A 25,436-nucleotide genomic window follows, 5' to 3' on the forward strand; every position below is an offset into this window, starting at 1 on the left:
TTATTTAAAAAATAATTTAAAAAACCACGGATACAAGATTGGTAGATACATAAACAAGGCTCCTTTCCTTTTCCTCTTACTTATCTATTCGAAAAAAATTTCGAAAATGTACAACTAAATTAAATTTATTTGAAAAATAATTTAATGAACCACGGATACAAGATTGGTAGATACATGAACTAGGCTCCTTTCCTTTTCCTCTTACTTATCTATTCGAAAAAGAATTCAAAAAAATAAGAATATCAGAAAATTTTCCGACATTCTTATTGATAAATTGATTCAAGTCTAACAGATATTAGACATTGAGATGTTTTTTAAGGGTTCTTCTGGCTGTCCGTGATACGGGGAAATGTAATCCTTCTAACAGGGTCACTTCTGTCGCAGTCATCTCTTCAATGGCCTGTAAACTGACCAACGTATTGCGATTGGCATAGACAAAGTAATCTTTTTCAGCCTTGGCAGCTATATCCTTGAGACTGCCATAAATGGTCTTGATAGAATGATTCGCATAATAGACCTTGATTCGGTGGGATTCCACTGAGGTTTCAAAGGCTAAAATCTCATGGTAGGGCAAAGTAAAGCCCCGTCTTCCCTCAAAACTATAGGTGAATAGACGCATATTTTCTCTCTTATCCACTGCCAGTACATAGTCCAGACAGCGCTCCAGCTGATGACGGTAATCCTCCTCAGGCTGATCCTTGGAAATAAAATCCAAGGCAGACAAGTGGTAGCGAAAAGCTAGAGGCAAGGCCTCCGAGTGCGTGGACACAAAGACAATGCTTGTAAAAGGATCCCGCTCCCGAACATGTTGAGCAACCTGAAAGCCCCGTTCACGCTCTCCATCAATCTCTAAATCCAATAAATAGAGCTGGTAATGGTCAAAATACTGGGAATACTTTTCAACGTCTCCATAGTTTTTGGCAATATCAATTTCCAATCTTAAATTACGAGAGCGACCGATATCTAGTAAAGTCTGCTCTATCCGTCCCTGCTGGACTCTATCGTCTTCCAAAACTAAAATTCTCATTCCTCTCCTCCTCGTTCCTCATCCTTAAATGGCAATTCTAAATCTTGTCTAAAGGTCGTCTCTCCCAGTTGGGTATCTAAGTTCAAATCATAATGAAAAACCATATCCTCCAAGGTCGCTAAGCCCAGTCCACTGTGCTTGCCCTTGGTAGAGTAACCCTTTTGACTGAGAATGCTGGGATTCAGTTCTTCTTTCTTACGAGTGTTTTCAATGATAAAACGAACACTCCTATCACCTGCCAACAAAGCAACTCGAATCTGCGGATTTTCCGCCTCATTCGCTGCTTCTAAAGCATTTGTCGTGAGGATAGAGAGGATACGGATAGCCTCCAACATCGGCAATGCCAGCTCTTCGACGACCCCCACCGTCTCCAAACTAAAATGAATTCCCTGATTATCTGCCACAATCATGGCTTTTGCCAAGGTATTACGAATGGCTATATCATGGATATTGTGAAGATTAAAGGCTGTGTAGTCCGCCTTTCTCAGCTTTTCATTTGTCTTTAGAAAGACATCTTGATAAATGGTAGACACCTCGGCCATGTCTTGATTCGCTATGGCAGGCTCCATGCTAGCGACAATCCCTGCAAAATCATGACGGAAACCTCGAACTTCATCATAGAGATGACCCAGCTTATCCACCATCCCTTGCAAGGAACGATTTTCATCTTCTTGTCTCTGAATGGTCTGCTCATCACGATAAACCTGCTCCAAATGCTTAATGTAAAAGAGCCAAGAGAAAAATAGGATGAAAATCAGGAGAGAAATGGTCGTATCAAATCGAACGTAGAAAGGATTACATCCTCCAGACATGATGGATGAAAACAGTCTGAAACCAAACAATAAGGATAAGATCCACATACTTTTCGTCACTAACGATTGAAATTTATCTAAAAATAATATATTGAAATCAATTCCCCATCGTCTTAAAATGACAACAGACAAAAACAACGAAATCAAACTAAATACAGAATCAAATCCACTATGCAAGAAATCAGATAGTTCAGAGTAGTCAAATATCAATCGTATTATAAATGTCAAAACCAAATATCGAATACTTTGATAAAACATAAATAGATAAAGGGCAAGAAAGAGAGCTTCCTTCTTCTTTTTCTTTAACACAATCCAAAATATTATATAAAAGAATAATAAATTGGCAACATGCAAGAAACTCGGAAAAACGAAGGTAGCAAATAGATGAAAAACTACCCAAAGAAATATAGAGCGTTTGTCATAAAATGCTTTAGAGAGTTGACTACCTAGATAAATCGGAGGAGCTAAAATATTGATTAAAATCAATATAAACACTAAAAATTCAAGTAATATAATCATAAATCTGTTTAGTTAACACATTTTAATCAAAATACTATCTTGGATCTGGGAGTAGATGTAGCCAATGGTAAATATCTTCAAAAATCCCTCCACCATTCACTTCCTCCAATACCTCTGGGGTTAACTCTTCAAATTGTTCTAATTCTACAAATGTATTTTTCATTTCCATGACAGACTCCTTTTCATACTTTTATATCCTCTCTAACCCCTTATAAATCCACAAAAGGCTTTAGTTTCCTTTTAAAATACAAGAAATCTAAAGCCTCCTGAAAATGGTATATTGGTTAGAGTGTTAATAATTAGTTGTGAAGATATTATTTTTATTTAACCACAACCACTTTATAATATTCGTTTGAGTGTGGAGATTCAATTTTAATTTTTTCACCATATAAACCATCAATTTCTTTATCAAGATAATCTGAAACTCCTGATGGCAAGCGTTTCATCTTAAGAATTTCACCAGATTGACCCGCATAGGCTAGGATATGATGGTGTGTAGTGGTTGCTCCATCATCAATTAATACAAAGTAACCTGTTTTGAGCTTACCTTGCTCATTTTCTAAATAGTATAGTTTATTGTTATTGATTGTGAAACTGGTAGCTCCAAGACGAAGTCGTGCACCTGGATTTTCTAAATAGACATCATTGCCAACTTTTTTAATCTCTGAATAGGTGGTCATTGCGGGGATATTAACCACACGATGTCCATTTTCATCAAAGTAGTAGCGATTTGGTAAGTTTTGGAAGTTCTGTACAACTGCCTTAGGATCAATTTCTTGTCCTTCGTCTTTATTATCTACCAGAGCTAAGGTAGTATTTGAAACCTCATCTCCATATTTATTAGAAAACTTCTTAAACTCTGGTCTGATATACCAAGCATTTTTTTCAATAATAACATCGTCACCTTTAGCATTTAGCAAATATTCTTGCCCATCTCCAAGTTTGACAATATCATGAATATTGTATCCAGCATCTTTTCTATTTGCTAGATAGCCATCCTTACCAATGACATAACTTTCCCCATCACTGGCTGGGACAGCTCTATCTGCTACCATAGCACCTGATTTTTCAAAGTAAGACCATTGACCATTTGCAGTTGCCCATCCTGTTGCCATAGCGCCACTGCCTTTTAGGTAGTACCAAGTAGATCCTTCTTTGTACCAACCTGTACGCATAGCACCACTATTAGCTAGTGAGTACCATGTGTCACCTTCCTTGTACCAGCCAGTACGCATAGCGCCACTATCTGCTAGTGAATACCATGTATTGCCGTCTTTGAGCCAGCCTGTCTGCATTTTACCAGAACCGTCAAAATGGTACCAAGAACCAGCATTTTGTACCCATTTATTTTTAGCTAGACTGCCATCTTGAGAAAGATTCCAGTCAGCACCATTTTTAACCCAAGTATCTGCAGCCTGTGCTTGATTGATTGTCAAAAGTAAACCAGCGCCTGCAAGCAAACCAAGTGTGAGAAGTTTAGATTTTTTCATAGCCATTTCCTCCTTTATTGAATAGCTACAGGAGGGTTTCCCCTCTTTATTTAGCTATATTCTAATACTTTTCATAATCAAAGTCAATAATATTGTGAAAGATTAGACAATATTACCAATATCTACGAATTGTATTTTGAGTAATAGCATATTGATCCATATAAGAAACATATTGACCTGGATATGGAGCATGAACTACCTTTCCACCACCAACATAAATACCTACATGGTCATTTGTCTCTTCACTATTATACAAAATCAAATCTCCAGCTTGTTGAGAACCATTACTTACATAACTTCCTCCTGTTGCTTGACCATAGGTCACTCTAGGAATACTAATATCAAACTTAGCATGAATAGCCATCGTAAATCCTGAGCAATCTACGCCACTATTCAAATCTGCCCCACCCCAAACATATGGGATTTTCCCTACAAATGTCTCGGCATATTCACCAAGTGCCTGTCCACGATTTTCTACCCATACACCACTGTCTCTAAAGAAGTATGGTGTACCATTCACACGTTGATAACCAGTGACCATAGCACCACTAGCAGATAAGTAGTAATAATTACCATCAGGTTGAATCCAAGTATTTTCTTTCATCCATCCTTGGTCATCAAAATAGTACCACTTGCCATCTAATTGTTCCCAATTTTTAGCATAACCACCTGAACCGTATTTAAACCACCATTTACCATTGGTTTGCATCCATGTTCCTTTCGGATCACGATATTGATTGAAAGCTTTCTTCTCTTGATTTCCCTCTGCTTGGGTTTCTTTATCTTCAAAACCAATCAATTTTACTTGATCAGCTTCTTCAGCTTTTATCTTGCCTTGATTAACTAATTGAGCAATCGCTTCTTTCTCACTTGCTGATGGGGAATCAGCATAGGCTACCGTAGTATTTGCTAGGAGAACGCCTCCTGCAAGAACTAACAAACTAGAATAAAGATATTTTTTCATCGTGAAAATCCTTTCTTTTTTCTCCTTTTTGGAGATTGATTTTTCTGATTTCATTATATCCCTTATTTGTCCTCAAATTTCTCCTGTCCCTAGAAAGACTAAATCTGTTCCTAAACGGTCACTTATACTCAATGAAAATCAACGAGCAAACTAGGAAGATAGCCGCAGGTTGCTCAAAGCACGGCTTTGAGGTTGTAAATAGAACTGACGAAGTCAGTAACCATACCTCCAGTAAGGCGACGCTGACGTGGTTTGAAGAGATTTTCGAAGAGTATTAAGCCAAATAAAAAATTCCAAAGCAGGTGCCTTGGAACTCCGATTGCTATTTTCCTTGAATGATTTTAACCACATCTCCTACACTTTGCAGTTGGTCAATTTCCTCATCACTGATTTCGATACTAAATTCATCTTCCAGCGTCAAGATAAACTCCATCAAGTCAACGGAGTCAGCATCCAAGTCATCTTTCAGACTCAAGGATTCTGTCACGACAAAGTCCTCTCCCTGTCGCTCTTGGATAATGGTCACAATACGGTCAAAAATTTCTTTTTCTGTCATCTCTTTTATTCTCCTGAAAATTCACGCGCAGTCTGGGCAACTACGTCTGTTTCTAGCATGGTACGAATCTGGCGGATTGTACTATAGACAGCCTTGGCATCGCTGGAGCCATGAGTCTTGACAACAGGTGCCTTAACACCAAACAAGACTGCTCCACCAACATCTGAGTAGTTGAGCTGTTTTTTCAAACCTCTGAGACTGTCCTTAAGAAGGAGGGCACCTAGTTTCGCTCGAAGACCACCACCTGTAATAGCTGTCTTGAGCAAGCCCATGATTCCCATGGCTGTCCCTTCAATGGATTTGAGCACAGCGTTTCCCGTGAAACCATCTGCCACAACAACATCTGCAACGCCATTCATCAAATCACGCGCTTCCACATTTCCGATAAAGTTCAAACTTTCATCAGCCACTAATAATTCATAAGTTTCCTTACGAAGCGGATCACCCTTGCTACTCTCTGTTCCGTTGTTGAGCAAACCAACACGTGGTTGCGCAATGCCACGAACATTCTTGGCATAGAAGGAACCTAGAACAGCATATTGATGGAGGTGCTGGGCTGTATTTTCTGCATTTGCACCGAGGTCTAGCATGTCAAAACCTTTCCCATCAACGGTCGGCAAGGTAGACATGAGTCCAGGACGGTCGATATTCTTGATACGACCCACGATGAAAAATCCTGCTGCTAGTAAAGCACCTGTATTCCCAGCTGAGAGAACAGCGTCTGCTTCTCCCTCTTTGACAGCCTTGGCCGCCAAGACCATACTGGCATTTTTCTTCTTCCGAATAGCTCTCGTAGGTTCATCGTCTGAATCAATCTTCTCATCCGTATGGATAATGCTGACGCGCTCTGTCGCTGTCAGATATTGCTTGATTTTAGCTTCATCTCCGTAGAGTTGAACCTCGATATCTGAAAAGTCAGCTAGGGCTTGATTGACACCCTCAACGATGGCCTGAGGTGCGTAATCGCCCCCCATGGCATCTACTGCGATTTTTTTCATTTCTTTTCCTCTTTTAGTAATTGTCCCCAGTCTGCTAGGGAATCAATAAATTTCTTTGATTTTAGGTGAATCCCAACGTACTCTTCGTAGAGTTGATCCATAAATTGGCGTAGTTCTTGCTTGATTTCAGGCTTGAGCGAAATGGTCTCCAATGTCTCAAAATCAATAGCTTGAAATTGATTGAGCAGATAGGGGATATTGGGATTGAGATGGCAACGTCTCTCATCTTCATGATAATGATTTGGACAGAGGCAGGCTCCATATTTGAAAGAAAAGTCAAAAGCCTGACCGACCCGATGACAAAAGACACACTCATTAAAATTGAGACTAATACCAAATCGGGTCAAGATTTGAATTTCAAAAATATTAGTCAAAACCTGATAATCCAAGCCCGCTTCCATCAATTCCAAAGTCTTTTGCAAAAAAGCAAACAAGGGAGCATCCTGCTGATTGTCCTGCAAACTAGCATCGGCAAGAGCTGCCACGTAGGTCGCATAGGCCATGACAAAGAGATCGCTATTAATCTTGGGAAAAGTCATCACCTCATGATAGTCCTCAATGTAACTAAGCCCATCATCATTGATTCGCAAGAGAAATCGTGCCAGCACCAAGGGCTGAATAACAGGGGCCAGCTTAGACTGACCAGCGTGTTTGACGAAAAACATGCGTTTACCAGCCTGCTCAGTAAAAATCTTGACTAGCTTGTCATCCTCACGAAAATTGCGATTGTAGAGCACCAAGCCTTGACTCTTGATAGACTGAATCATGCTTCTCTCATGTACTCCTCAAGTCGTTTCATGGCTTCTTTGATAGTCTCCATGCTGGCTGCATAAGATAGGCGAACATAACCTTCCCCGTAACGCCCAAAGGCTGCACCAGGGATAAAGGCAACAGCCTTCTTCTGAGCAAAATCCTTCAGAAAAGCAAAAGAATCTTGATTATATCCTGCTGGAATCTTAGCAAAGATATAGAAGGCACCGTCTGGTTTGATAATCTCAAAACCAAGAGCAGTCATTTTCTCGATAATATAATCCCGACGCTGGATATATTCCTTCTTCATAGGTTCCGCATCGTTTTTACCAGCTGTCAAGGCTTCCACCGCAGCATGTTGCGCCATGGTATTTGCGGCAGTCACCAAGTACTGATGACTCTTGATTAACTGGGCTGTAAAGACCGCAGGAGCAAAAATCAGACCCAAACGCCAACCGGTCATAGCATGCGATTTAGACAAACCATTGATGATAATTGCCTGATCTCTCAGCATCGTTCCTAGAGACACATGGGCTTCCCCTGTGTAGGTCAATTCTGAGTAAACCTCATCACAGACAACAAAAATTTCGTACTTGCGTAAAACAGCTGCCAAGGCCTCCAATTGTTCCCGACTGTAGGTAATTCCTGTCGGATTGGCTGGATAGTTGAGAATAACCGCCTTGAGCTTGTCACCCTGCTCCAAAATGGCCTTCTCCAACATTTCAGGAGTCAAGACAAAACCATTTTCAGTTGTGTCAATCTCGACAATCTCTGCCCCAACTAGATTAACAATCGGTTCATAACCCGGATAAGCAGGAGCTGGCAAGAGCACCTTATCTCCCTCTTCCAAAATAGCTGTCAAAGTAGCAGATAAAGCCTCTGTCGCCCCAATTGTAACTAAAATTTCATTCTCAGGAGCATAGTCCAGTTGGTACTTTTCCTTAACAAAGTCACTGGCCGCCTGACGTAAAGTCAACAGACCACTCATCCCTGTATAGTAGGATTGGTTTTGGTCAATCGCTCGCTTGGCCGCCTCCTTGACATGATCTGGCGTTGTAAAATCAGGTTCCCCCAAGGTCAAACGCAAGACCCCAGGAATTTCCGAAATAGCCTGGTCAAACTGACGAATCAACGAAACTTGAATCTTATCTAACTGTTTATTAAAGCGCTTAGTTAAGTCCATAGATACCTCCTACTTTCAAAACGTATCTCTATTATACTACAAAAGCCCCCCGACCGCAAAAATACATTATAGAATAGCTTTTCCACTGTCTACTTTACTTTTCCTGTTTATAGGTCTATAATGGTAAGGTATTTTATTTGGAGGTTTTTATGTCATTTCTATCAAAAAATGGAGCAGGTATCTTGGCCTGCCTTCTCATTTCTATCGTATCTTGGTACTTAGGAGGATTCTTCCCTGTTATTGGCGCGCCCGTTTTTGCCATTTTCATGGGAATGCTCCTACATCCCTTTCTCTCGTCCTATAAACAACTGGATGCTGGTTTGACCTTTAGTTCCAAGAAGTTGCTCCAATATGCCGTTGTCTTGCTTGGTTTTGGTCTCAATATCTCGCAGGTCTTCGCAGTTGGCCAATCTTCACTCCCTGTCATCCTGTCCACTATCTCAATAGCTCTGATTATTGCCTACTTCTTCCAGCGCTTCTTTGCACTGGATACAAAACTGGCTACCTTGGTTGGAGTAGGTTCTTCCATCTGTGGGGGTTCTGCCATTGCGGCGACAGCGCCCGTTATTGATGCTAAGGAAAAGGAAGTAGCCCAAGCCATTTCCGTTATCTTTTTCTTCAATGTCTTGGCTGCGCTCATCTTTCCAACCCTCGGCACCTGGCTTCATCTATCCAATGAAGGCTTCGCCCTCTTTGCAGGGACTGCGGTCAACGACACTTCCTCTGTAACGGCTGCCGCCAGCGCTTGGGACAGTCTTTACCAAAGCAATACCCTCGAGTCTGCAACCATTGTTAAACTCACACGTACTTTGGCCATTATCCCTATCACGCTCTTTCTATCCTACTGGCAAAGTCGCCAACAAGAAAACAAGCAAAGCCTACAACTGAAAAAAGTCTTCCCACTTTTTATCCTTTACTTTATCCTTGCCTCTCTCCTCACTACACTACTCACCTCTCTAGGTGTGTCCAGTAGTTTCTTTACCCCTCTCAAACAACTCTCTAAATTCCTTATTGTCATGGCCATGAGTGCTATCGGTCTCAAAACCAATCTGGTCGCTATGGTCAAATCCAGTGGAAAATCCATTCTTCTCGGAGCCATCTGCTGGATAGCCATCATCCTCACTAGTCTTGGTATGCAGATCCTTATCGGCATTTTCTAATACAAAAGGTAGCCCACCAGCTACCTTTTTCTTATGCTTCCTCAATCAAGCGTGTATGTTCTCTCTTGATGCAACGATTCATCACGATGTCATCGCATCCACCAGCACGCAAGATTTCTTCCGCTTCTAGACTTTCAAGTCCTAGCTGTGCCCAAAAAATCTTGGCATCAGCTTTGAGAAAATCATGCGCCACATCAGGCAAAAATTCACTGCGACGGTAAACATTGACAATATCTACAGGAAAAGGAATCTCTGCTAGGCTAGCATAGGCCTTTTCACCCAAGATTTCTCCACCTACCGCCTTGGGATTGACTGGAATAATTTTATAACCACGAGACTGCATTTTCTTGGTCACTCGATTGCTGGTTGTTTCCTCACGGTCTGACAAACCCACCACAGCAAGGGTTTTACTCGTTGCTAGATACTGACGAATCACGCCATCACTTGGATTGATAAATTCTTGACTCATAGAAATCCTCCTTTTTCATCAGTATAGCACATTTTGAAAAGGCTTGCAGAATTCTACTACAAAAAAGGAAGGCTAGCCCCCTTTTTATTTAGCCTCGTACCAGGTTGCCCCTTCATTTTCATCTGCGATGAGGGGAACACTGAGTTGGATAGCTTCTTCCATAGTTTGTTTGACCAATTTTTTCATCTCTGCCAATTCAGATTTAGGCACTTCAAGGACGATTTCATCGTGCACTTGCAGAAGCATCTTAGTCTGATAACCACCTGCAACCAAGGCTTTATCCAGCTGAATCATAGCAATCTTAAGAATATCTGCTGCCGAACCCTGGATAGGTGAGTTGATGGCCGTTCGCTCTGCAAAACCACGAATATTGAAGTTGCGAGAATTGATATCTGGCAACTCACGACGACGCTTGAAGAGGGTCTCCACATAGCCCTTATCACGCGCCTCACGCACCACTTCATCCATGTAGTTTTTAATACCTGGGAAGCGTTCAAAGTAGGTATCAATGTAGGCTTTGGCCTCCTTACGGCTGATGCCCAAATTATTAGACAAGCCAAAATCTGAAATCCCGTAAACCACTCCAAAGTTTACCGCCTTGGCATTACGACGGTCATTTGCAGTCACATCCTCAGGACGTTCAATGCCAAAGACACGCATGGCTGTCGAAGTATGAATATCTGCCCCCTCTTGGAAAGCCTTTATCAAGTGTTCATCTTTAGAAATATGGGCCAAAACGCGCAATTCAATCTGTGAATAGTCGGAGCTCAGAAGGACACTATCCTCCCACTCAGGCACAAAAGCCTTACGAATGAGACGGCCTTGCTCCAAACGCACAGGAATATTTTGCAGGTTTGGATCCACACTAGACAGACGACCTGTCTGGGTCAAATCCTGCACATAACGCGTATGAATCTTGCCATCAGCCAAAATCCAGTCCTGCAAGCCAATTACATAAGTCGATTGAATCTTGGCAATCTGACGGTAGTCTAGAATTTTCTTAACAATCGGAGCAATAGGAGCCAAACGTTCCAACACATCCACCGCTGTTGAGTAACCCGTTTTAGTTTTCTTAGTGTATTCTAGGGGAAGACCCAACTTTTCAAAAAGAAGCACGCCCAACTGCTTAGGCGAGTTGATATTAAACTCCTCACCAGCCAGTTCATAAATCTCTTGAGTGAGTTTTTCAATGACAAGCTCATTTTCAGCCTGCATCTCAAGCAAGGTCTCTTTCTTGACCGTAATCCCAGCAATTTCCATCTTGGCAAGGACAAAAGCCAGAGGTTGCTCCATATCATAAAGAAGCTCTAATTGCCCATTTTCACTGAGTTTTTCAAGCAAAATAGGCTCAGTCTCAACCAAAACAGCAAGCTTACGCGCCAAATGTTCCAAGAATTTCTCGCGTTCAGGAATGGCCTTCTTGACTCCCTTACCATAGAAAGTCTCATCATCGACCAAGTAAGTCTGACCATAAAGACTAGCGATGGTCGCAATTTCATTGTCCTCCACAGTCGAAAGGAGATATTTAGCCAAACGACTGTCAAAAGCAGGCGCCTGCAAATCCACACCCAAACGATGCAAGAGAACTTTAGCTTTCTTAAAGTCATACACCCTCAAAGGTGTTTTTTCTAGAAAATCTTTGAAAATAGGCTCTTGCAAAAGTTCAAGCTTGTCTGTAGCATAGAGCTTATCCCCACAAGACCAAGCAAAACCAACCAAATCATCCGTATGGTAATTCTCACCAAAAAGCTCAAAGTGAAAGATAGCTTCTTCACTCAGCATATCTTGACTGACTTGCTCAACGATAGTAAAGTCCAAACTTTCAGCAACATCAGCTGACGACACATTTAAAGCCTGTTTGAGCTGTTTGAAGCCCATCTCATCGTAGAATTTCCCAAGACTTTCCACATCTGGACCACTATAAACCAAATCCTTCAACCCAATCTCAATCGGTGCCTTGGTATCAATGGTCGCCAGTGTTTTCGACAAAAAGGCCTGTTCCTTATCATTGATGAGATTGTCCTTCATCTTAGAAGCCTTCATCCCATCGATATTTTCATAAATTCCCTCAAGCGAGCCATGCTCCAGCAAGAGCTTGATACCCGTCTTTTCACCAATTTTGGTAACCCCAGGGATATTATCCGACTTATCACCCATGAGCGCCTTGAGATCGATAAACTGAGCCGGTGTAATGCTCATCTTTTCCATGAGATATTCTGGCGTAAAAGCCTCAAACTCAGCCACACCTTTCTTGGAAATTTCAACCACCGTATGCTCATCCGTCAGCTGAATCAAATCCTTGTCCCCACTGACAATGGTAATATCAAAACCATCCTGCTCTGCTAGTTTATCCAGTGTCCCAATAATGTCATCCGCCTCATACTGGGCCAACTCATAGTGACGAATCCCCATATGATCTAGCAACTCACGAATAAAAGGAAACTGCTCCCGAAACTCATCTGGAGTCTTAGCCCGACCTCCCTTATAGTCCGCATACATCTCAGTACGGAAGGTGGTCTTTCCCGCATCAAAGGCCACCAAAATATGACTAGGCTCAACCCGCTCCAATAAATGACTCAACATCAACTGGAAACCATAAATCGCATTGGTATGCAAACCAGCCGCATTCTTAAAACGGTCCAACTGCTGATAGAGGGCAAAAAACGCCCGAAAAGCAACAGAAGACCCATCAATCAATAATAATTTTTTCTTATCCATACACCCATTATAAAGGAAAGCACCAAAAAATACCATTGAGAAGAGCGATACCCAATATTTTTCACACTTTTTCCGAATAAATAGATAGAGCCAAAGAATCCAGTAAACCTAGATTTGAAAATGTGCTATAATGAAAGGAGAAAGAGTATGGCATTACGTCATCCGGGCATCAGCCCAACCAATGATTTGGTTGCTAAGAAAATCTTTAATAATCCAGAAATCACTTGTCAATTTATCCGCGATATGCTAGATTTACCAGCAAAAAATGTGACTATTTTGGAGGGAAGTAACATTCACGTCTTGCCTTCCCTGCCCTACTCAGCGCAGGATTTCTATACCAGTATAGATGTTTTGGCGGAGTTGGACAATGGCACTCAAGTAATCATTGAAATCCAAGTTCATCATCAGAATTTTTTCATTAATCGTTTATGGGCTTACCTGTGCAGTCAGGTCAATCAAAACCTTGAAAAAATTCGTCAGCAAGAAGGCAATACTCATCAAAGTTACAAACACATCGCACCAGTATACGCTATCGCAATCGTGGATAGCAACTACTTCCAAGATGACTTGGCTTTCCATAGCTTTAGTATGCGCGAGGACACGACAGGTGAGGCTTTAACAATTACAAACAATGGATAAGAAAATCATCTAGTAAAGATGGCTTTCTTAGAACTTAAAAAATACAGAGAAACCAGCAAAGATAAGGTTCGCAAGCCCTGGTTGGAGTTTTTCGGGAATAAGCCCTTTACCCAACAACCCGAGCGAGCCATCAGTCAGGCAGACCAACTTCTAGACTATAAGAGCTGGTCCGAGGAGGACAGAAAAATGTTTAGTCAAATACGTATGCGTGAAGAACAAGCGTTATTGGCTCAGAATTATGCCTTGGAACAAGCTGAAGAAAAAGGCTTAGAGCGTGGGAAAGTTGAAGGAAGGGAAGAAGGGAAACTTTTTGCCTTCTTAGACATGGTTCGCCAAGGTCTCCTGACTTCCGAGGTTGCCAGCCAGCAGTTGGGCATGACCGTCGCTGAGTTTGAAGAACTATTGAAGGAGCATCACAAATAAGAACTAAAAAGTACAGAGAAACCAGCAACGACGAGGTTCGCAAGCCGTGGTTGGAGTTTTTTGGTAATAAACCCTTTACTCAACAACCTGAGCGAGCCATTAGCCAAGCAGACCAACTTCTAGACTACAAAAGTTGGTCCGAGGAGGACAGGAAGATGTTTAGTGAACAACGCAGATGTGAAGAACAAGCCTTGTTAGCACATGACTATGCTTTGGAAACAGCTAGGGCGGAAGGTATTGAAAAAAGTTTAGATCGTGGTCGAGCTGAGGGTATCGAAGAGGGATTAAAAGTAGCTTTAGTAAATCTAGTCCACCAAGGTCTTCTGACTCCCAAGGTTGCCAGCCGGCAATTAGGCATGGCCGTCGCTGAGTTTGAGGAGCTCTTGTAAGTTTATAAAATAACATAAAAATGAACAAAACTGAAACATCGTTTTGTTCATTTTTTATTTTCGACAGAACTCTTACTATATCCCATATCACACAAAAAAGAGAAGGTCATAAATCCTTCTCTTTTATATCTTCAACTAATTAGTTTTTGCGTTTCACAAATGGAAGGGCACCAAGGAGCAATCCGAGGAATCCTAATGATGCAACTGCTGCATTATCTTTACCACCAGTATTTGGAAGTTCTTTCTTATCTTCTGCTTTCGCAGCTGGAGCTTGATAAGTATTGTCTTGGCTAGTTCCTGCTACAGTTGGTGCAACCGCAGGAGTTGCTGGAGCATCTGCTGATGTTGCTGCTGGAGCATCTGCTGATGTTGCTGCTGGAGCATCTGCTGATGTTGCTGCTGGAGCATCTGCTGGTGTTGTTGCTGGAGTCCCTGCTGGTGTTGTTGCTGGAGTCCCTGCTGGTGTTGCTGCTGGTTTGTTAATAATATAACGATCACCTGGGTAAGGGCCACCATCATTTGGTAATTTAGGTTGCTCTGATTCAACATAAAGAGGAAGTTCTGGTTGTACAAGTGGTTCTACTCCATTTAATACAAGATCAAGTTCTTTTTCTGCCTCTGTTGTATCTTTTCCTTCAGCTTTTAATTTTGCAATATTACGTGTTGCCAAACGAACTTCTTCAGCTTCACGATCTGCAACATATGAATAATAATCTTCATCTGCTTGTTCCAATGCATCTTCAGCATCTTTCAAATCTTGCTCAGCTTGTTTTAAAGTTTTCTCAGCTTCCTCTTTTGATTTAGGATCTTTTGCAGCTGCCAATTCCTCTTGAGCTGCTTTAACATTTTCTTTAGCTGATTCTACAGCTACCTTAGCTTCTTCTCTGTTAGATTCAGCTTCTTTTTCATCATGATTAGCTGCAGCTAGTCTTTCTTCAGCATCTTTAACATCTGTTTTTTCTTCGTCTAAACGTTTGTTGATTTTATCTTGAGCATCAGCATCAATTTCACTTCTACCATCGATTGGTTTAACTTCTGTAACTTCACCAGATTCGTTACGAACTAATTCAGCACCTGGGGCAGGTTTTGCATCTTTTACTTCTTGAGGTGCATAGTTTTCACCATATTTTCCTGCTTCTGCTTCATCTGATTCAGTCTTGCTAGCTTCTGCTAAATCTTTCAATACATCTTCAGGTGTGATTTGTTTTTCATCAATAGCTTTTAATAAATCTTCTTTACCAATAGCTGCCTTAGCTTCCAAAATTGCTACTTCTTTGTTAGCAATTTTATCATTTTTATTAATAGCTTCTTCAGCTTTTTTTTCTAAATCAGTGAAGTACTCAGCTACATCTTCTTTAGTTACAGCAGTTGAAGCTGCTTCTTCAGCCTTCACAACTGACGGGTGAGAAGCAAGGAAACCTGCTCCAAGAACGGCTACACTAGCCAAGCTAGCAGTGAGAAGTTTTTTCTTATCCATAAAGTATTTACCACCTTTAATATCTTTTTGCTGTTATTTTACCATTTTCTTTCGAAAAAATCAAGAAATAGAACTTCTATCAATAAAAAAGTAAGAGGAAATTCCTCTTACTTTCTGCATGATTCGTATTAGACCCATTCACCATTAGAATTAACAGTGTAACCATTGATAGTTGTACTTACTGCTAAGACTCCTGATGAGTATGAGTAATACCATTTACCACCAACTTGGTACCAACCAGTCTTCATAGCACCTGATCCATCTAGATAATACCATGTTCCGCTTTGGTTTAGCCAACCTGTTTTCATAGCGCCTGAATTATTGAGGTAATACCAAGTTCCACCTTGGTTCAACCAACCTGTCTGCATAGCACCTGATCCATCTAGATAATACCATACCCCATCAATTTTTTGCCAACCTGTTTGCATGACACCAGAAGCATCCAAGTAGTACCATGAGCCATCTTTAACCCAACCTGTCTTCATGTTATCTTCCGCATCATAATAGTACCATTTGCCATCCATTTTATTCCAACCTGGCTTGCTACTAGCACGATCCGCTAAACGATAAGTCACGCCGTCAATAGTGATAGAACCTGTTTTACGTTCACCTTCTGGAGTAAGGTAATGATAAGCACCGTCACTATCTTTTACGAGACCAACTTTACGTTCTCCATCATTTGTAATATAGTACCATTTCTTATTTGTATCTTGAACGAGACCTGTTTTACGGCTACCGTCTGCCAATAAATAATACCACTTCTTATCAATCTGTTGAAAACCTGTTTGTTGAATCCCCTCTTTAACGTAGTAAATCTTCTCACCTTTTGCAATGACAGTAGTTGGTTTAGAACCATCATCAGTAATATAGTAATCCTTACCACCTTCATTGACCCAACCAGATTTCATAAGGCCATTTTCATCAAAGTAATAACGTTTATCTTTGATTTCTAAGATCCCAGTCTTCATAAAACCATTTTCATCAAAATAATAAGTCTTACCATCAACAGTCTGCCAACCTTTGACTAGATTATTATTAATATAAAGCTGGTATTTCCCAGAAACCGTTAACCATTTATACTCATTTTTTTGAGTGTTTGCTGCTGAACTATTACCTTGAGTTCCTGTATTTGTGCTAGTTGTTGTCGAACTGTTACCTTGAGTTCCTGTATTTGTGCTAGTTGTTGTCGAACTGTTACCTTGACTTCCTGAGTTAGCACCATTATTCATTGCAGCTGCATCAGAATTGGAAATAAAGTAATGAACCCAATTATGGCCATCCCTACCACTTCTTACATATGTATAGCCAGGTATACTACCTGGAGTTGCAACATAGCCATTTTGAAAATTAAAATCTGCATATCCATATTTACCATTCAAATATTTCATGACTGTCCCATTAGTAAACTGGCCATCTGGTGCTTGATCCGCGTACACCACACTATGATTGCTAACTGAAGCTAATAAAGCACTTGCTCCAAACAATGAAACTCCTGCAGCTCCCACTGCTAAAAAACGTTTTGCTTTCATCTTTTTTACCTCTTTATCACTTATTCCGTGTATAATGTTACACCCACTCACCATTTGCATTTAGAGTATAGCCGTTAATCGTTGTATTTACTGCAAGAGCACCTGAACTATAGGCATAATACCACTTGCTACCTGCTTGAAACCAACCAGTAACCAGAGCACCAGAAGTATTTAGATAGTACCAGACTCCATCTACTTTTCTCCAACCAGTAGCCATTGCACCATCAGAGTTCAGATAGTACCACTTGCCACCTTGATTTAACCAGCCTGTCTGCATAGAGCCAGCACTATTAAGATAGTACCATTTACCAGAAATGAATTTCCAACCTGTTTGCATACTACCATCTTCCGCTAGGTAATACCAGCTACCATCATTCACCCAGCCAGTCTTCTTCATCCCATCTTTATCAAAGAAATACCATTTATTAGTAATAAATTGCCAGCCTGTCTGTTTATCTTCAATTTTTTCAGTTCCTGTAATGCTATCATCTTTTACAAACCAATGTTTCCGAACATCTTGATCAATCTTTGTTTCTACAAAACGATAACCTTTAAATGTACCATGTTCAACTTCTTCAGCTTTTTTGGTAGCATTAGCAGGAAGAAAAGCTTTTAATTCTCTACTAGTCCCATCTGATTCCATTACCAGCCAAGAAGTCCCTTTGACTGTATCTTTAAAGGGTTTTAAGATGTCAGGTTTTGCAGAAAGTCCATCTACTTTATCTCCTGTTACAGTCACTGCTGGCTTAAAGTAATGCTTTAATACAGTTCCATCTATTGAAGAAGTATCAAATTGATATCCTGAAAAAGTACCTGGAGATGATGTCTCAGGTTTTGACGAATCATAAGTTTGAGCACCTCTTAAAACCTTTTCCTTACCATCTTCCTGTTTTGTGACCCAAACAACTGTCTTATAAACATTCGTTTCCGAAGCTTTCACTTCAGTTACTCTTGCTCCAACAAGGGCAGTGCCTGCCAAGGTTGCACCTAATAAAATTTTCAACACTTTTGATTTCATTGGAAACCTCCTATTATTTTTAATCATTATAATACTTATACAAGATAAATGCAAGAAAAAACAGGGAAAAATCTCCCTGTTTTATATTTCATTTATTCGGATTATACCCACTCACCGTTTGCGTTTACGTTGTAACCGTCAACAGTTGTGTTTACTGAAAGAGCACCTGAAGCATCAACATGGTACCATTTACCAGCAACTTCAAACCATTGGCTAGCTTTCATAGCACCTGATGCTTCAAGGAAGTACCATTTACCACCGTCTTGCAACCAACCAGTTTGCATTTGACCTGAACCATTTAGGTAGTACCAAGTGTTACCATCTTTAACCCACCATTTTTGCATTACGCCTTCAGCGTTAAAGAAGTACCATTTACCTTCAACTTGTTTCCAACCTTTAACAGCTGCAGCATTTTCGAAGTATTTCCAACCTTCAGCTGTTTGAGCCCAACCGTATTGAGCAGCTGTAGTTGCGTTACCAATTTGTGCTGCACGATCATCAAGTTTGTATGGCAATACAATACGACCATTTGTGTACAATGAACCAGCATATTCGTTACCAGCTTCAACAGTAAATTCACCAACAAGTTCTACTGCTTCTTTAAAATCAGTAGCTGTTGCAGCAACACGATACTGAATCACTTCACCAGCTTTGAATACTGTTGGAAGTTCAGCATCACCTGATTGATTAGTTGTAGCAGTGAAGTATTCTGGTTTCTTTTCACCTGAAGCAGGTTTCAAGAAGAAATCAACTTCTACGTTTGGAACTGGACGTCCACCACCATCAACAACAGTTACACGAACATGACGGTTAAATCCATGTGCTGCGTCACGGTCGTAACGGATGTATTTAGCACCAATTGCAAAACCGTAACCAAAACGGTTGTTTGGGTTACCATCATGGTTTGCTGGCAAATTAACAGCTGGATTTGTTGCTGTAGTAGATGGATTAACTGAACCTGCTCCACCATCATTCCAACCTGTCCAGTTTCCGTATGCATGTACTGGAGCTGCATTAAGAGCTGCTGCTGCAGCTACAACTGCTGCACTTGTCAATAAAACTTTTTTCATCGTTTTATCTCCTTCATTTTTCTTATAATATTTTTCGTAAGACTATCTTACTACCATACAGTATATAAATATTTGCAGGATTTGTCAAGGGTTTTCTTCGAGTTTTTAAAGTTTTTTCCTATTTTTAGAAAAAAAGGTGAAAAAACAACTTTGTGAGAGTGAATACGCTTAAAATATCCTATATTAAAGTGAAAATCTCACAATTTTTTGATCCTTGAGTAAAATCATTCATATTTAATCCACATAGACAGTTGGACAGAACTCACTTCTGTAGTATTATCCTATAACCCCTTCGAAATGTCAAGCAAAAATGACAAGTTTTTTGATAATAACTTGCCACTTTATAAACTTTCTACTATTTAAAATGTGACCTTATAGCAAGTCCTCAAACTCTGCGACCGTCATACCTAATTGCTGGCTGGCAACTTCGGAAGTCAGAATACCTTGGCGAACGAGATTTACTAAACCTACTTTTAATCCCTCTTTGATTCCCTCAGCTCGACCACGTTCAATACCACGCTCTAAGCCTTTTTCTTCGGCTTGTTCCAAGGCATAGTCCTGTGCTAACAAGGCTTGTTCCTCACGCCTGCGTTGTTCACTAAACATTTTCCTGTCCTCCTCGGACCAGCTCTTATAGTCCAGCAGTTGGTCTGCTTGGCTGATAGCTCGCTCTGGTTCTTGGGTAAAGGGTTTATTCCCAAAAAACTCCAACCACGGTTTGCGAACCTCGTCTTTGCTGGTTTCTCTGTATTTTTTTAATTCCAAGAACGCCATTACTAGTGATGGTCTTATAAGAGTGCCTCAAATTCAGAGACCGTCATACCTAATTGCTCGCTAGCAAATTCGGAAGTTAAAACATGTTGGCGTACTAAATCTAGAAAGGTAAAAATTTTCCCACGCTCTAGACCTTGTTCAAGGCCACGCTCTAATCCTTTTTCTTCAGCTTGTTCCAAGGCATAGTCATGCGCTAACAAGGCTTGTTCTTCACGCCTGCGTTGTTCACTAAACATCTTCCTGTCCTCCTCGGACCAGCTCTTATAGTCCAGCAGTTGGTCTGCCTGGCTAATGGCTCGCTCAGGTTGTTGGGTAAAGGGTTTGTTGCCGAAAAACTCCAACCACGGTTTGCGAACCTCGTCTTTGCTGGTTTCTCTGTATTTTTTTAATTCCAAGAACGCCATCTTTACTAGATGGTTTTCTTGTCCATTATTGGTTATGGTTAAAACCTCACCTGTCGTGTCCTCGCGCATACTAAAGCTATGAAAAGCCAAATCATCCGAGAAGTAATTGCTGTCCACGATAGCGATAGCATATACTGGTGCGATGTGTTTGTAACTCTGGTGTGTATCACCTTCTCGCTGGCGAATTTTTTCGAGATTTTGATTGACCTGACTACACAGGTAAGCCCACAGGCGATTGATGAAAAAATTCTGATGATGAACTTGGATTTCGATAATAACCTGCGTGCCATTGTCCAACTCCGCCAAAACATCTATACTGGTATAGAAATCCTGCGCCGAGTAAGGTATGGAAGGCAAGACGTGAATATTGCTTCCCTCCAAAATGGTCACATTTTTTGCTGGTAAATCCAGCATATCGCGAATAAATTGACAAGTAATTTCTGGATTGCTAAAGATTTTCTTAGCAACCAAGTCATTGGTCGGGCTGATGCCCGGATGTCTTAGAATCATCCTCTTCCTCCTTTTATTATACCACAGTTTTAAATCTAGGTTTCCTAGATTCTCTGGTTCTATCTATTTATTCGGAAAAGAGATGAAAAAAACCTGAGAATCATCTCAGGCTTGGTCATTAAATCTTTTTCTCAATACTGAAAAGTGGAGAAAGTGGGCGTTTTTCATGGATACGCACAATAGCATCTCCTAGGAGATGAGCGATTGAAATCTGCTCAATCTTATCGATCAAACGCTCTTCTGGGAGATAGATGGTATCCAAAACAACCAATTTCTTGATAGCTGATTTTTGGATATTGTCCATAGCAGGACCAGAAAGAACTGGGTGCGTACAGCTTGCATAGACTTCAACAGCACCAGCTTCTGCAAGAGCATCTGCCGCATGACAAATCGTTCCAGCGGTATCAATCATATCATCAATCAAGATACAAGTCTTGCCTTCGACCTTACCGATGATGTTCATGACTTCACTAGTATTCATCTTATCAACACTACGACGTTTGTCAATGATAGCAATAGATGTTTTCAAAAATTCTGCCAACTTACGAGCACGAGTCACCCCTCCATGGTCTGGGCTGACAACCACATAGTCAGAACCAACCATGCCACGACGCTCAAAATAATCCGCAATCAGAGGAGCTCCCATCAAATGATCCACAGGAATATCAAAGAATCCTTGAATCTGCGCAGCATGCAAGTCGATGGTCAATAAACGATCTACTCCAGCTACTTCAAGCATATTTGCGACAAGTTTTGAAGTGATTGGCTCACGCGCTCTCGCCTTTCTATCCTGACGTGCATACCCATAGTAAGGCATGACAACATTGACAGATTCTGCACTCGCACGCTTCAAAGCATCTACCATAATCAAAATTTCAAGCAGATTGTCATTTACAGGCGAACTAGTTGATTGTAGGATAAAGACGTGTTTCCCACGGATTGATTCTTCGATGTTGACCTGAATCTCTCCATCTGAAAATTGGCGAACACTTGATTTCCCCAACTCTATCCCAATCTCCTGCGCCACACGTTTTGCCAATTCTTGATTAGAAGAAAGGGCAAACAGCTTTAAATCAGAAAAAGACATGATTTCCTCCGGTATATATGTATCGCTTGTGCTTTTCACAAGATTTTTCCATTTACCATTGTAGCGCTTTTTGCACTATTTTTCAATCAAAAATAAAAGAAGGGCACCATATTTGTACCCTTGCATCATTCTTTTAAAAAATATTCTAGTTCATCAACTCATTGTGCTTCTCAACAAAGCGATAAGCCTGATAAAAACCATAGAGAGTAATAGCCGTAACCACTGGAATCGCTAAAGGCAACTCTGTCTCTAATTCTACAAAAGGAGAGTTAAACAAGAAATGAGTTCCCAAGGCTAAAGCTAGGAAAATAAGCCCCTCTTTCTTGCCAACCTTCTGCCCTTTATAAGCTCTGTAAAGCAAGTAAACACCTACTACCGCCAACCCTGAAAAAGTCCAGTGAGAGGCAATTCCTGAGATGATACGCTCTAAAATTCTCGAAATAGTAAAGTCAAAGCCCTCTGGCAAATCCGTACGAATGTAGCCAATATCCTCAATCATTTGAAATCCCAAACCAGAAGCAATCCCTAGTAAAAACAAAGATTTTAATTTTCGCACAGGAATCAAAGCTAAAACAAAGACAAGTGGCAATAATTTCAAGGGTTCTTCTACTAAAGGAGCCACAATAGCACTTTCAAAGGCATTTAAAAATGCACTATCTGGGAAAAGAATATCCAGTAAATCATGGATATAGGTATTCGCAAAGCTAGATAGCCAGCCTGAAAGGAACATCCCACCCAATAAAGACAAGATCAAAGCCTTCTTTGGCAATTCCCATTTTTCCCCAATACGGAAAAGGAAATAAAGAGCCGGAATCATGTAAAAGAGAGCTAGAAAGATAGAAACTCCCATGAGTCCATATTCCGCACCTGACATAGAACCGTCCGTATAATAGATGGTTTCATATTGTACACCAATACATAGCAATAAAATAAAAATAAATAAAATACTGTTTTTCTTCATACACTTTCTTTTTAAATGAATTTTTTACAATTCTACGACTGTCATACTTCCTGTATCCACATCGTAAATAGCACCAGAGATAATGACATCGTCTGGTATTAGGGGAGATTCGATAAGGAGTTGCATATCCTCGCGTACACTCTCCTCTATATCTTGGAAGGGTAAAAAGTCCTGATCTGACACATCGATACCCAATTCTTCCTTCAAATACTCCTGAAAAGGGCCATTTTCAAAGGTCTGAGCACCACAGTCTGTATGGTGTAACACCACAATCTCTCTTGTCCCCATTTGTTGCTGGGAAATAACTAGCGAACGAATCATGTCCTCAGTCACTCGACCACCTGCATTCCGCAAGATATGAGCATCCCCAAGTGCCAATCCCAAAGCTTGCGCAACGTGCAGACGAGAGTCCATACAGGTCACAATGGCTACTCTGGTTTTGGGTTTAAGTGGCAGATTTAACTGCCCATGTAGGGCAACATAAGCCTGATTGGCTTGCATAAACTGTTCAAAATACGACACGATTCCCTCCTTGAAAATTTGATAGTCAAATATTTCTCCTATCTTATCATTTTTAAGAGGATTTGTCACAGATTAAGCAAAAACCTTTTTCAAAACTTCCTGAATCGTTGTCACGCCAATGACCTGAATTTCCTTAGGCGGAGTAATTCCTGTCAAAGAATTCTTCGGTACATAAATCTTGGTAAATCCCAGCTTAGCGGCTTCGTTGATACGCTGCTCGATACGATTCACACGCCGAATTTCTCCTGTCAAGCCCAGTTCTCCCACAAAACATTCCTGAGGATTGGTTGGCTTGTCCTTGTAGCTCGAAGCAATGGCAACTGCAACAGCCAAGTCAATGGCAGGTTCATCCAATTTGACACCGCCAGCAGATTTGAGATAAGCATCTTGATTTTGCAAGAGAAGCCCTGCCCGCTTTTCCAAAACAGCCATAATCAGACTCGCACGATTAAAATCAAGTCCTGTCGTCGTACGCTTAGCATTTCCAAACATAGTCGGTGTTACCAAAGCTTGAACCTCCGCCAAAATCGGACGCGTCCCTTCCATGGTCACAACGATTGACGAACCAGTCGCCCCATCCAAACGCTCTTCTAGGAAAACTTGACTCGGATTGAGTACCTCAACCAATCCGCCCGACTGCATCTCAAAAATCCCAATCTCATTAGTGGAACCAAAACGGTTTTTGACCGCTCTTAAAATACGGAAGGTATGGTGGCGCTCCCCTTCAAAGTAAAGCACCGTATCCACCATATGCTCTAGCATACGAGGACCAGCCAAGGTTCCTTCCTTGGTCACATGACCTACGATAAAGATGGCAATGTTATTGGTCTTGGCCAGTTGCATAAGCTCAGCCGTCACCTCACGCACTTGAGAAACAGATCCCTGCACCCCTGAAATCTCAGGAGACATAATGGTTTGAATTGAGTCAATAATGAGGAAGTCTGGCTGGATGCGCTCCACCTCAGCTCGAACACTCTGCATATTGGTCTCTGCATAGAGATAAAACTCGCTATCAATATCTCCCAAACGCTCTGCACGTAATTTAATCTGCTGGGCAGACTCCTCCCCACTGACGTAGAGAACAGTCCCCACTTGAGACAACTGGGTTGAGACTTGTAAGAGAAGGGTTGATTTCCCAATCCCAGGATCCCCACCGATGAGGACGAGACTTCCTGGTACCACTCCGCCTCCAAGTACACGGTTGAATTCCTCCATCTCCGTCTTGGTTCGATTGACGTTGATTGAAGTCACCTCAGCCAGTTTCATGGGCTTGGTTTTCTCACCTGTCAAGGACACACGCGCATTCTTTACCTCGGCAACCTCAACCTCTTCTACAAAAGAAGACCAAGACCCACAGTTGGGACAGCGCCCTAAATACTTGGGGGAATTATATTCACAATTTTGACACACAAATGTCGCCTTTTTCTTTGCGATAATAAACCTCTTTCTATATCTCTATCTCACATTCAATCACTTGGCAAAAATCAATCTTCTCATTTGGCACAAACTGACGCATGAGCATTCCGTGAGTTACAATGATAATAGTTTTATAATTTTTATATTTTTCCAAAGTTCTTAAAAAACGATGACGCATCTCCAGAGCAGTTTCATAGCGATAAGGAGAATCTTCAGGTAAACCTCCTTGATGTTTTAGATAATATTCATGAGCTACCAATACACTAGTTAAATCAGAGTTAGTACTATCTAAGTCTGGACGCCACTCATGAAAAAACGGCTCCACAAATAAGTCCAATCCTGTTTCAACCGCTATATAATGGGCTGTTTCTAAAGCTCTCGTCACAGACGATGAAATAATAATCTCTGCCTTTCCAAAACATGCAGTTTTAGCAACTTCTTTTGCCAGACTGCGACCTTTTCCTGTCAATGGTGCTAAATCACGACCAAAACCACTATAGAGTTGCGGATTTTCAAGTTTATCAAGCATACTATAATCTGGCTCTCCATGACGTACAAAGATAATCTTCAT

Annotated in this window: 22 protein-coding genes and 3 pseudogenes; 3 read left to right on the forward strand and 22 right to left on the reverse strand. The window is 41.0% G+C overall.

The genetic code is table 11. The features are described 5' to 3' along the window. Positions 1-295: 295 nt before the first annotated feature. The 9 genes from MK480_RS09520 to MK480_RS09560 all read right to left on the reverse strand — a co-directional run bounded on the left by MK480_RS09520 (position 296) and on the right by MK480_RS09560 (position 8,299). Entirely contained in the window at positions 296-1,027 is a 732-nt protein-coding gene (locus tag MK480_RS09520; protein WP_020903295.1) for a response regulator transcription factor, read from the reverse strand. Then, a complete protein-coding gene (locus MK480_RS09525) occupies positions 1,024-1,887 on the reverse strand; it encodes a GHKL domain-containing protein (RefSeq protein WP_225306576.1) in 864 nt (287 codons plus the stop codon). The genes MK480_RS09520 and MK480_RS09525 overlap by 4 nt, the downstream gene beginning before the upstream one ends. A gap of 505 nt (positions 1,888-2,392) precedes the next feature. After that, positions 2,393-2,527, reverse strand: a complete 135-nt coding sequence (locus tag MK480_RS09530) for a ComC/BlpC family leader-containing pheromone/bacteriocin (protein WP_000425302.1) — start codon at positions 2,525-2,527, stop codon at positions 2,393-2,395. A 151-nt stretch (positions 2,528-2,678) separates the two neighbouring features. Next, complete coding sequence (locus tag MK480_RS09535) at positions 2,679-3,848, reverse strand: PspC-like choline-binding domain-containing protein (RefSeq protein ID WP_229294830.1); 1,170 nt, start codon at positions 3,846-3,848, stop codon at positions 2,679-2,681. A gap of 112 nt (positions 3,849-3,960) precedes the next feature. Continuing rightward, positions 3,961-4,812 (reverse strand): C40 family peptidase, encoded by an 852-nt coding sequence (locus MK480_RS09540; RefSeq protein ID WP_084928307.1) that lies wholly within the window; start codon positions 4,810-4,812, stop codon positions 3,961-3,963. A 322-nt stretch (positions 4,813-5,134) separates the two neighbouring features. Next, positions 5,135-5,368: an acyl carrier protein gene (locus MK480_RS09545; protein WP_000136449.1), complete on the reverse strand. Its 234-nt coding sequence runs from the start codon at positions 5,366-5,368 to the stop codon at positions 5,135-5,137. 5 nt (positions 5,369-5,373) lie between these two features. After that, positions 5,374-6,366: a phosphate acyltransferase PlsX gene (plsX, locus tag MK480_RS09550; RefSeq protein WP_247930562.1), complete on the reverse strand. Its 993-nt coding sequence runs from the start codon at positions 6,364-6,366 to the stop codon at positions 5,374-5,376. After that, the gene (gene recO, locus MK480_RS09555) at positions 6,363-7,133 is read right to left on the reverse strand and encodes a DNA repair protein RecO (RefSeq protein WP_268707583.1); all 771 of its coding nucleotides are present in this window, start codon (positions 7,131-7,133) and stop codon (positions 6,363-6,365) included. The genes plsX and recO overlap by 4 nt, the downstream gene beginning before the upstream one ends. Continuing rightward, positions 7,130-8,299, reverse strand: coding sequence for a pyridoxal phosphate-dependent aminotransferase (locus MK480_RS09560; RefSeq protein WP_220041310.1), 1,170 nt, complete (start codon positions 8,297-8,299; stop codon positions 7,130-7,132). The genes recO and MK480_RS09560 overlap by 4 nt, the downstream gene beginning before the upstream one ends. 149 nt (positions 8,300-8,448) lie before the next feature. Here MK480_RS09560 and MK480_RS09565 point away from each other — a divergent pair, with 149 nt between their 5' ends. Next, positions 8,449-9,459, forward strand: a complete 1,011-nt coding sequence (locus tag MK480_RS09565) for a YeiH family protein (protein WP_268707584.1) — start codon at positions 8,449-8,451, stop codon at positions 9,457-9,459. 31 nt (positions 9,460-9,490) lie between these two features. Here the strand turns inward: MK480_RS09565 and MK480_RS09570 are convergent, their stop codons facing one another. Then, positions 9,491-9,928 (reverse strand): CoA-binding protein, encoded by a 438-nt coding sequence (locus tag MK480_RS09570; RefSeq protein WP_268707585.1) that lies wholly within the window; start codon positions 9,926-9,928, stop codon positions 9,491-9,493. A gap of 84 nt (positions 9,929-10,012) precedes the next feature. Further along, on the reverse strand, positions 10,013-12,646 hold the full coding sequence (gene polA / locus MK480_RS09575) for a DNA polymerase I (protein ID WP_268707586.1): 2,634 nt from the start codon (positions 12,644-12,646) through the stop codon (positions 10,013-10,015). A 147-nt stretch (positions 12,647-12,793) separates the two neighbouring features. On the opposite strand from polA, the pseudogene MK480_RS09580 reads away from it, so the two are divergent. Together MK480_RS09580 and MK480_RS10105 are read left to right on the forward strand one after the other, a co-directional pair. After that, positions 12,794-13,708, forward strand: a pseudogene (locus MK480_RS09580) (Rpn family recombination-promoting nuclease/putative transposase). Next, positions 13,705-14,097: pseudogene (locus MK480_RS10105) on the forward strand (Rpn family recombination-promoting nuclease/putative transposase); the annotation flags it as partial. The pseudogenes MK480_RS09580 and MK480_RS10105, both read left to right, overlap by 4 nt. 139 nt (positions 14,098-14,236) lie before the next feature. Here MK480_RS10105 and MK480_RS09590 read toward each other — a convergent pair. The 11 genes and pseudogenes from MK480_RS09590 to MK480_RS09640 form a co-directional block, all read right to left on the reverse strand. After that, positions 14,237-15,574: an LPXTG cell wall anchor domain-containing protein gene (locus MK480_RS09590; RefSeq protein ID WP_261126189.1), complete on the reverse strand. Its 1,338-nt coding sequence runs from the start codon at positions 15,572-15,574 to the stop codon at positions 14,237-14,239. Between the two features lie 128 nt (positions 15,575-15,702). Beyond that, the gene (locus MK480_RS10110) at positions 15,703-17,103 is read right to left on the reverse strand and encodes a nucleoside triphosphate hydrolase (RefSeq protein ID WP_326845946.1); all 1,401 of its coding nucleotides are present in this window, start codon (positions 17,101-17,103) and stop codon (positions 15,703-15,705) included. A gap of 37 nt (positions 17,104-17,140) precedes the next feature. Beyond that, complete coding sequence (locus MK480_RS10115) at positions 17,141-18,121, reverse strand: N-acetylmuramoyl-L-alanine amidase family protein (RefSeq protein WP_070528245.1); 981 nt, start codon at positions 18,119-18,121, stop codon at positions 17,141-17,143. A 101-nt stretch (positions 18,122-18,222) separates the two neighbouring features. After that, positions 18,223-19,191 (reverse strand): Ig-like domain-containing protein, encoded by a 969-nt coding sequence (locus MK480_RS10120; protein WP_070528248.1) that lies wholly within the window; start codon positions 19,189-19,191, stop codon positions 18,223-18,225. Between the two features lie 372 nt (positions 19,192-19,563). Continuing rightward, a pseudogene (locus MK480_RS09610) lies at positions 19,564-19,965 on the reverse strand (Rpn family recombination-promoting nuclease/putative transposase); the annotation flags it as partial. Between the two features lie 14 nt (positions 19,966-19,979). Then, positions 19,980-20,879 carry an Rpn family recombination-promoting nuclease/putative transposase gene (locus MK480_RS09615; RefSeq protein ID WP_049544011.1) on the reverse strand — a complete coding sequence of 300 codons (900 nt, stop codon included), beginning with the start codon at positions 20,877-20,879 and terminating at the stop codon, positions 19,980-19,982. A gap of 118 nt (positions 20,880-20,997) precedes the next feature. Further along, positions 20,998-21,966 (reverse strand): ribose-phosphate diphosphokinase, encoded by a 969-nt coding sequence (locus MK480_RS09620; RefSeq protein ID WP_033682853.1) that lies wholly within the window; start codon positions 21,964-21,966, stop codon positions 20,998-21,000. A gap of 145 nt (positions 21,967-22,111) precedes the next feature. Further along, positions 22,112-22,927 (reverse strand): PrsW family intramembrane metalloprotease, encoded by an 816-nt coding sequence (locus tag MK480_RS09625; protein ID WP_261082613.1) that lies wholly within the window; start codon positions 22,925-22,927, stop codon positions 22,112-22,114. Positions 22,928-22,951: 24 nt separating this feature from the next. Further along, a complete protein-coding gene (locus MK480_RS09630) occupies positions 22,952-23,449 on the reverse strand; it encodes a beta-class carbonic anhydrase (protein WP_084953712.1) in 498 nt (165 codons plus the stop codon). A gap of 72 nt (positions 23,450-23,521) precedes the next feature. Then, positions 23,522-24,883: a DNA repair protein RadA gene (radA, locus tag MK480_RS09635; RefSeq protein ID WP_084930354.1), complete on the reverse strand. Its 1,362-nt coding sequence runs from the start codon at positions 24,881-24,883 to the stop codon at positions 23,522-23,524. A 13-nt stretch (positions 24,884-24,896) separates the two neighbouring features. Beyond that, entirely contained in the window at positions 24,897-25,436 is a 540-nt protein-coding gene (locus MK480_RS09640; RefSeq protein ID WP_084930353.1) for a histidine phosphatase family protein, read from the reverse strand.

It is taken from the genome of Streptococcus mitis (assembly GCF_026782895.1).
GTDB classification, from domain to species: domain Bacteria; phylum Bacillota; class Bacilli; order Lactobacillales; family Streptococcaceae; genus Streptococcus; species Streptococcus mitis_CB.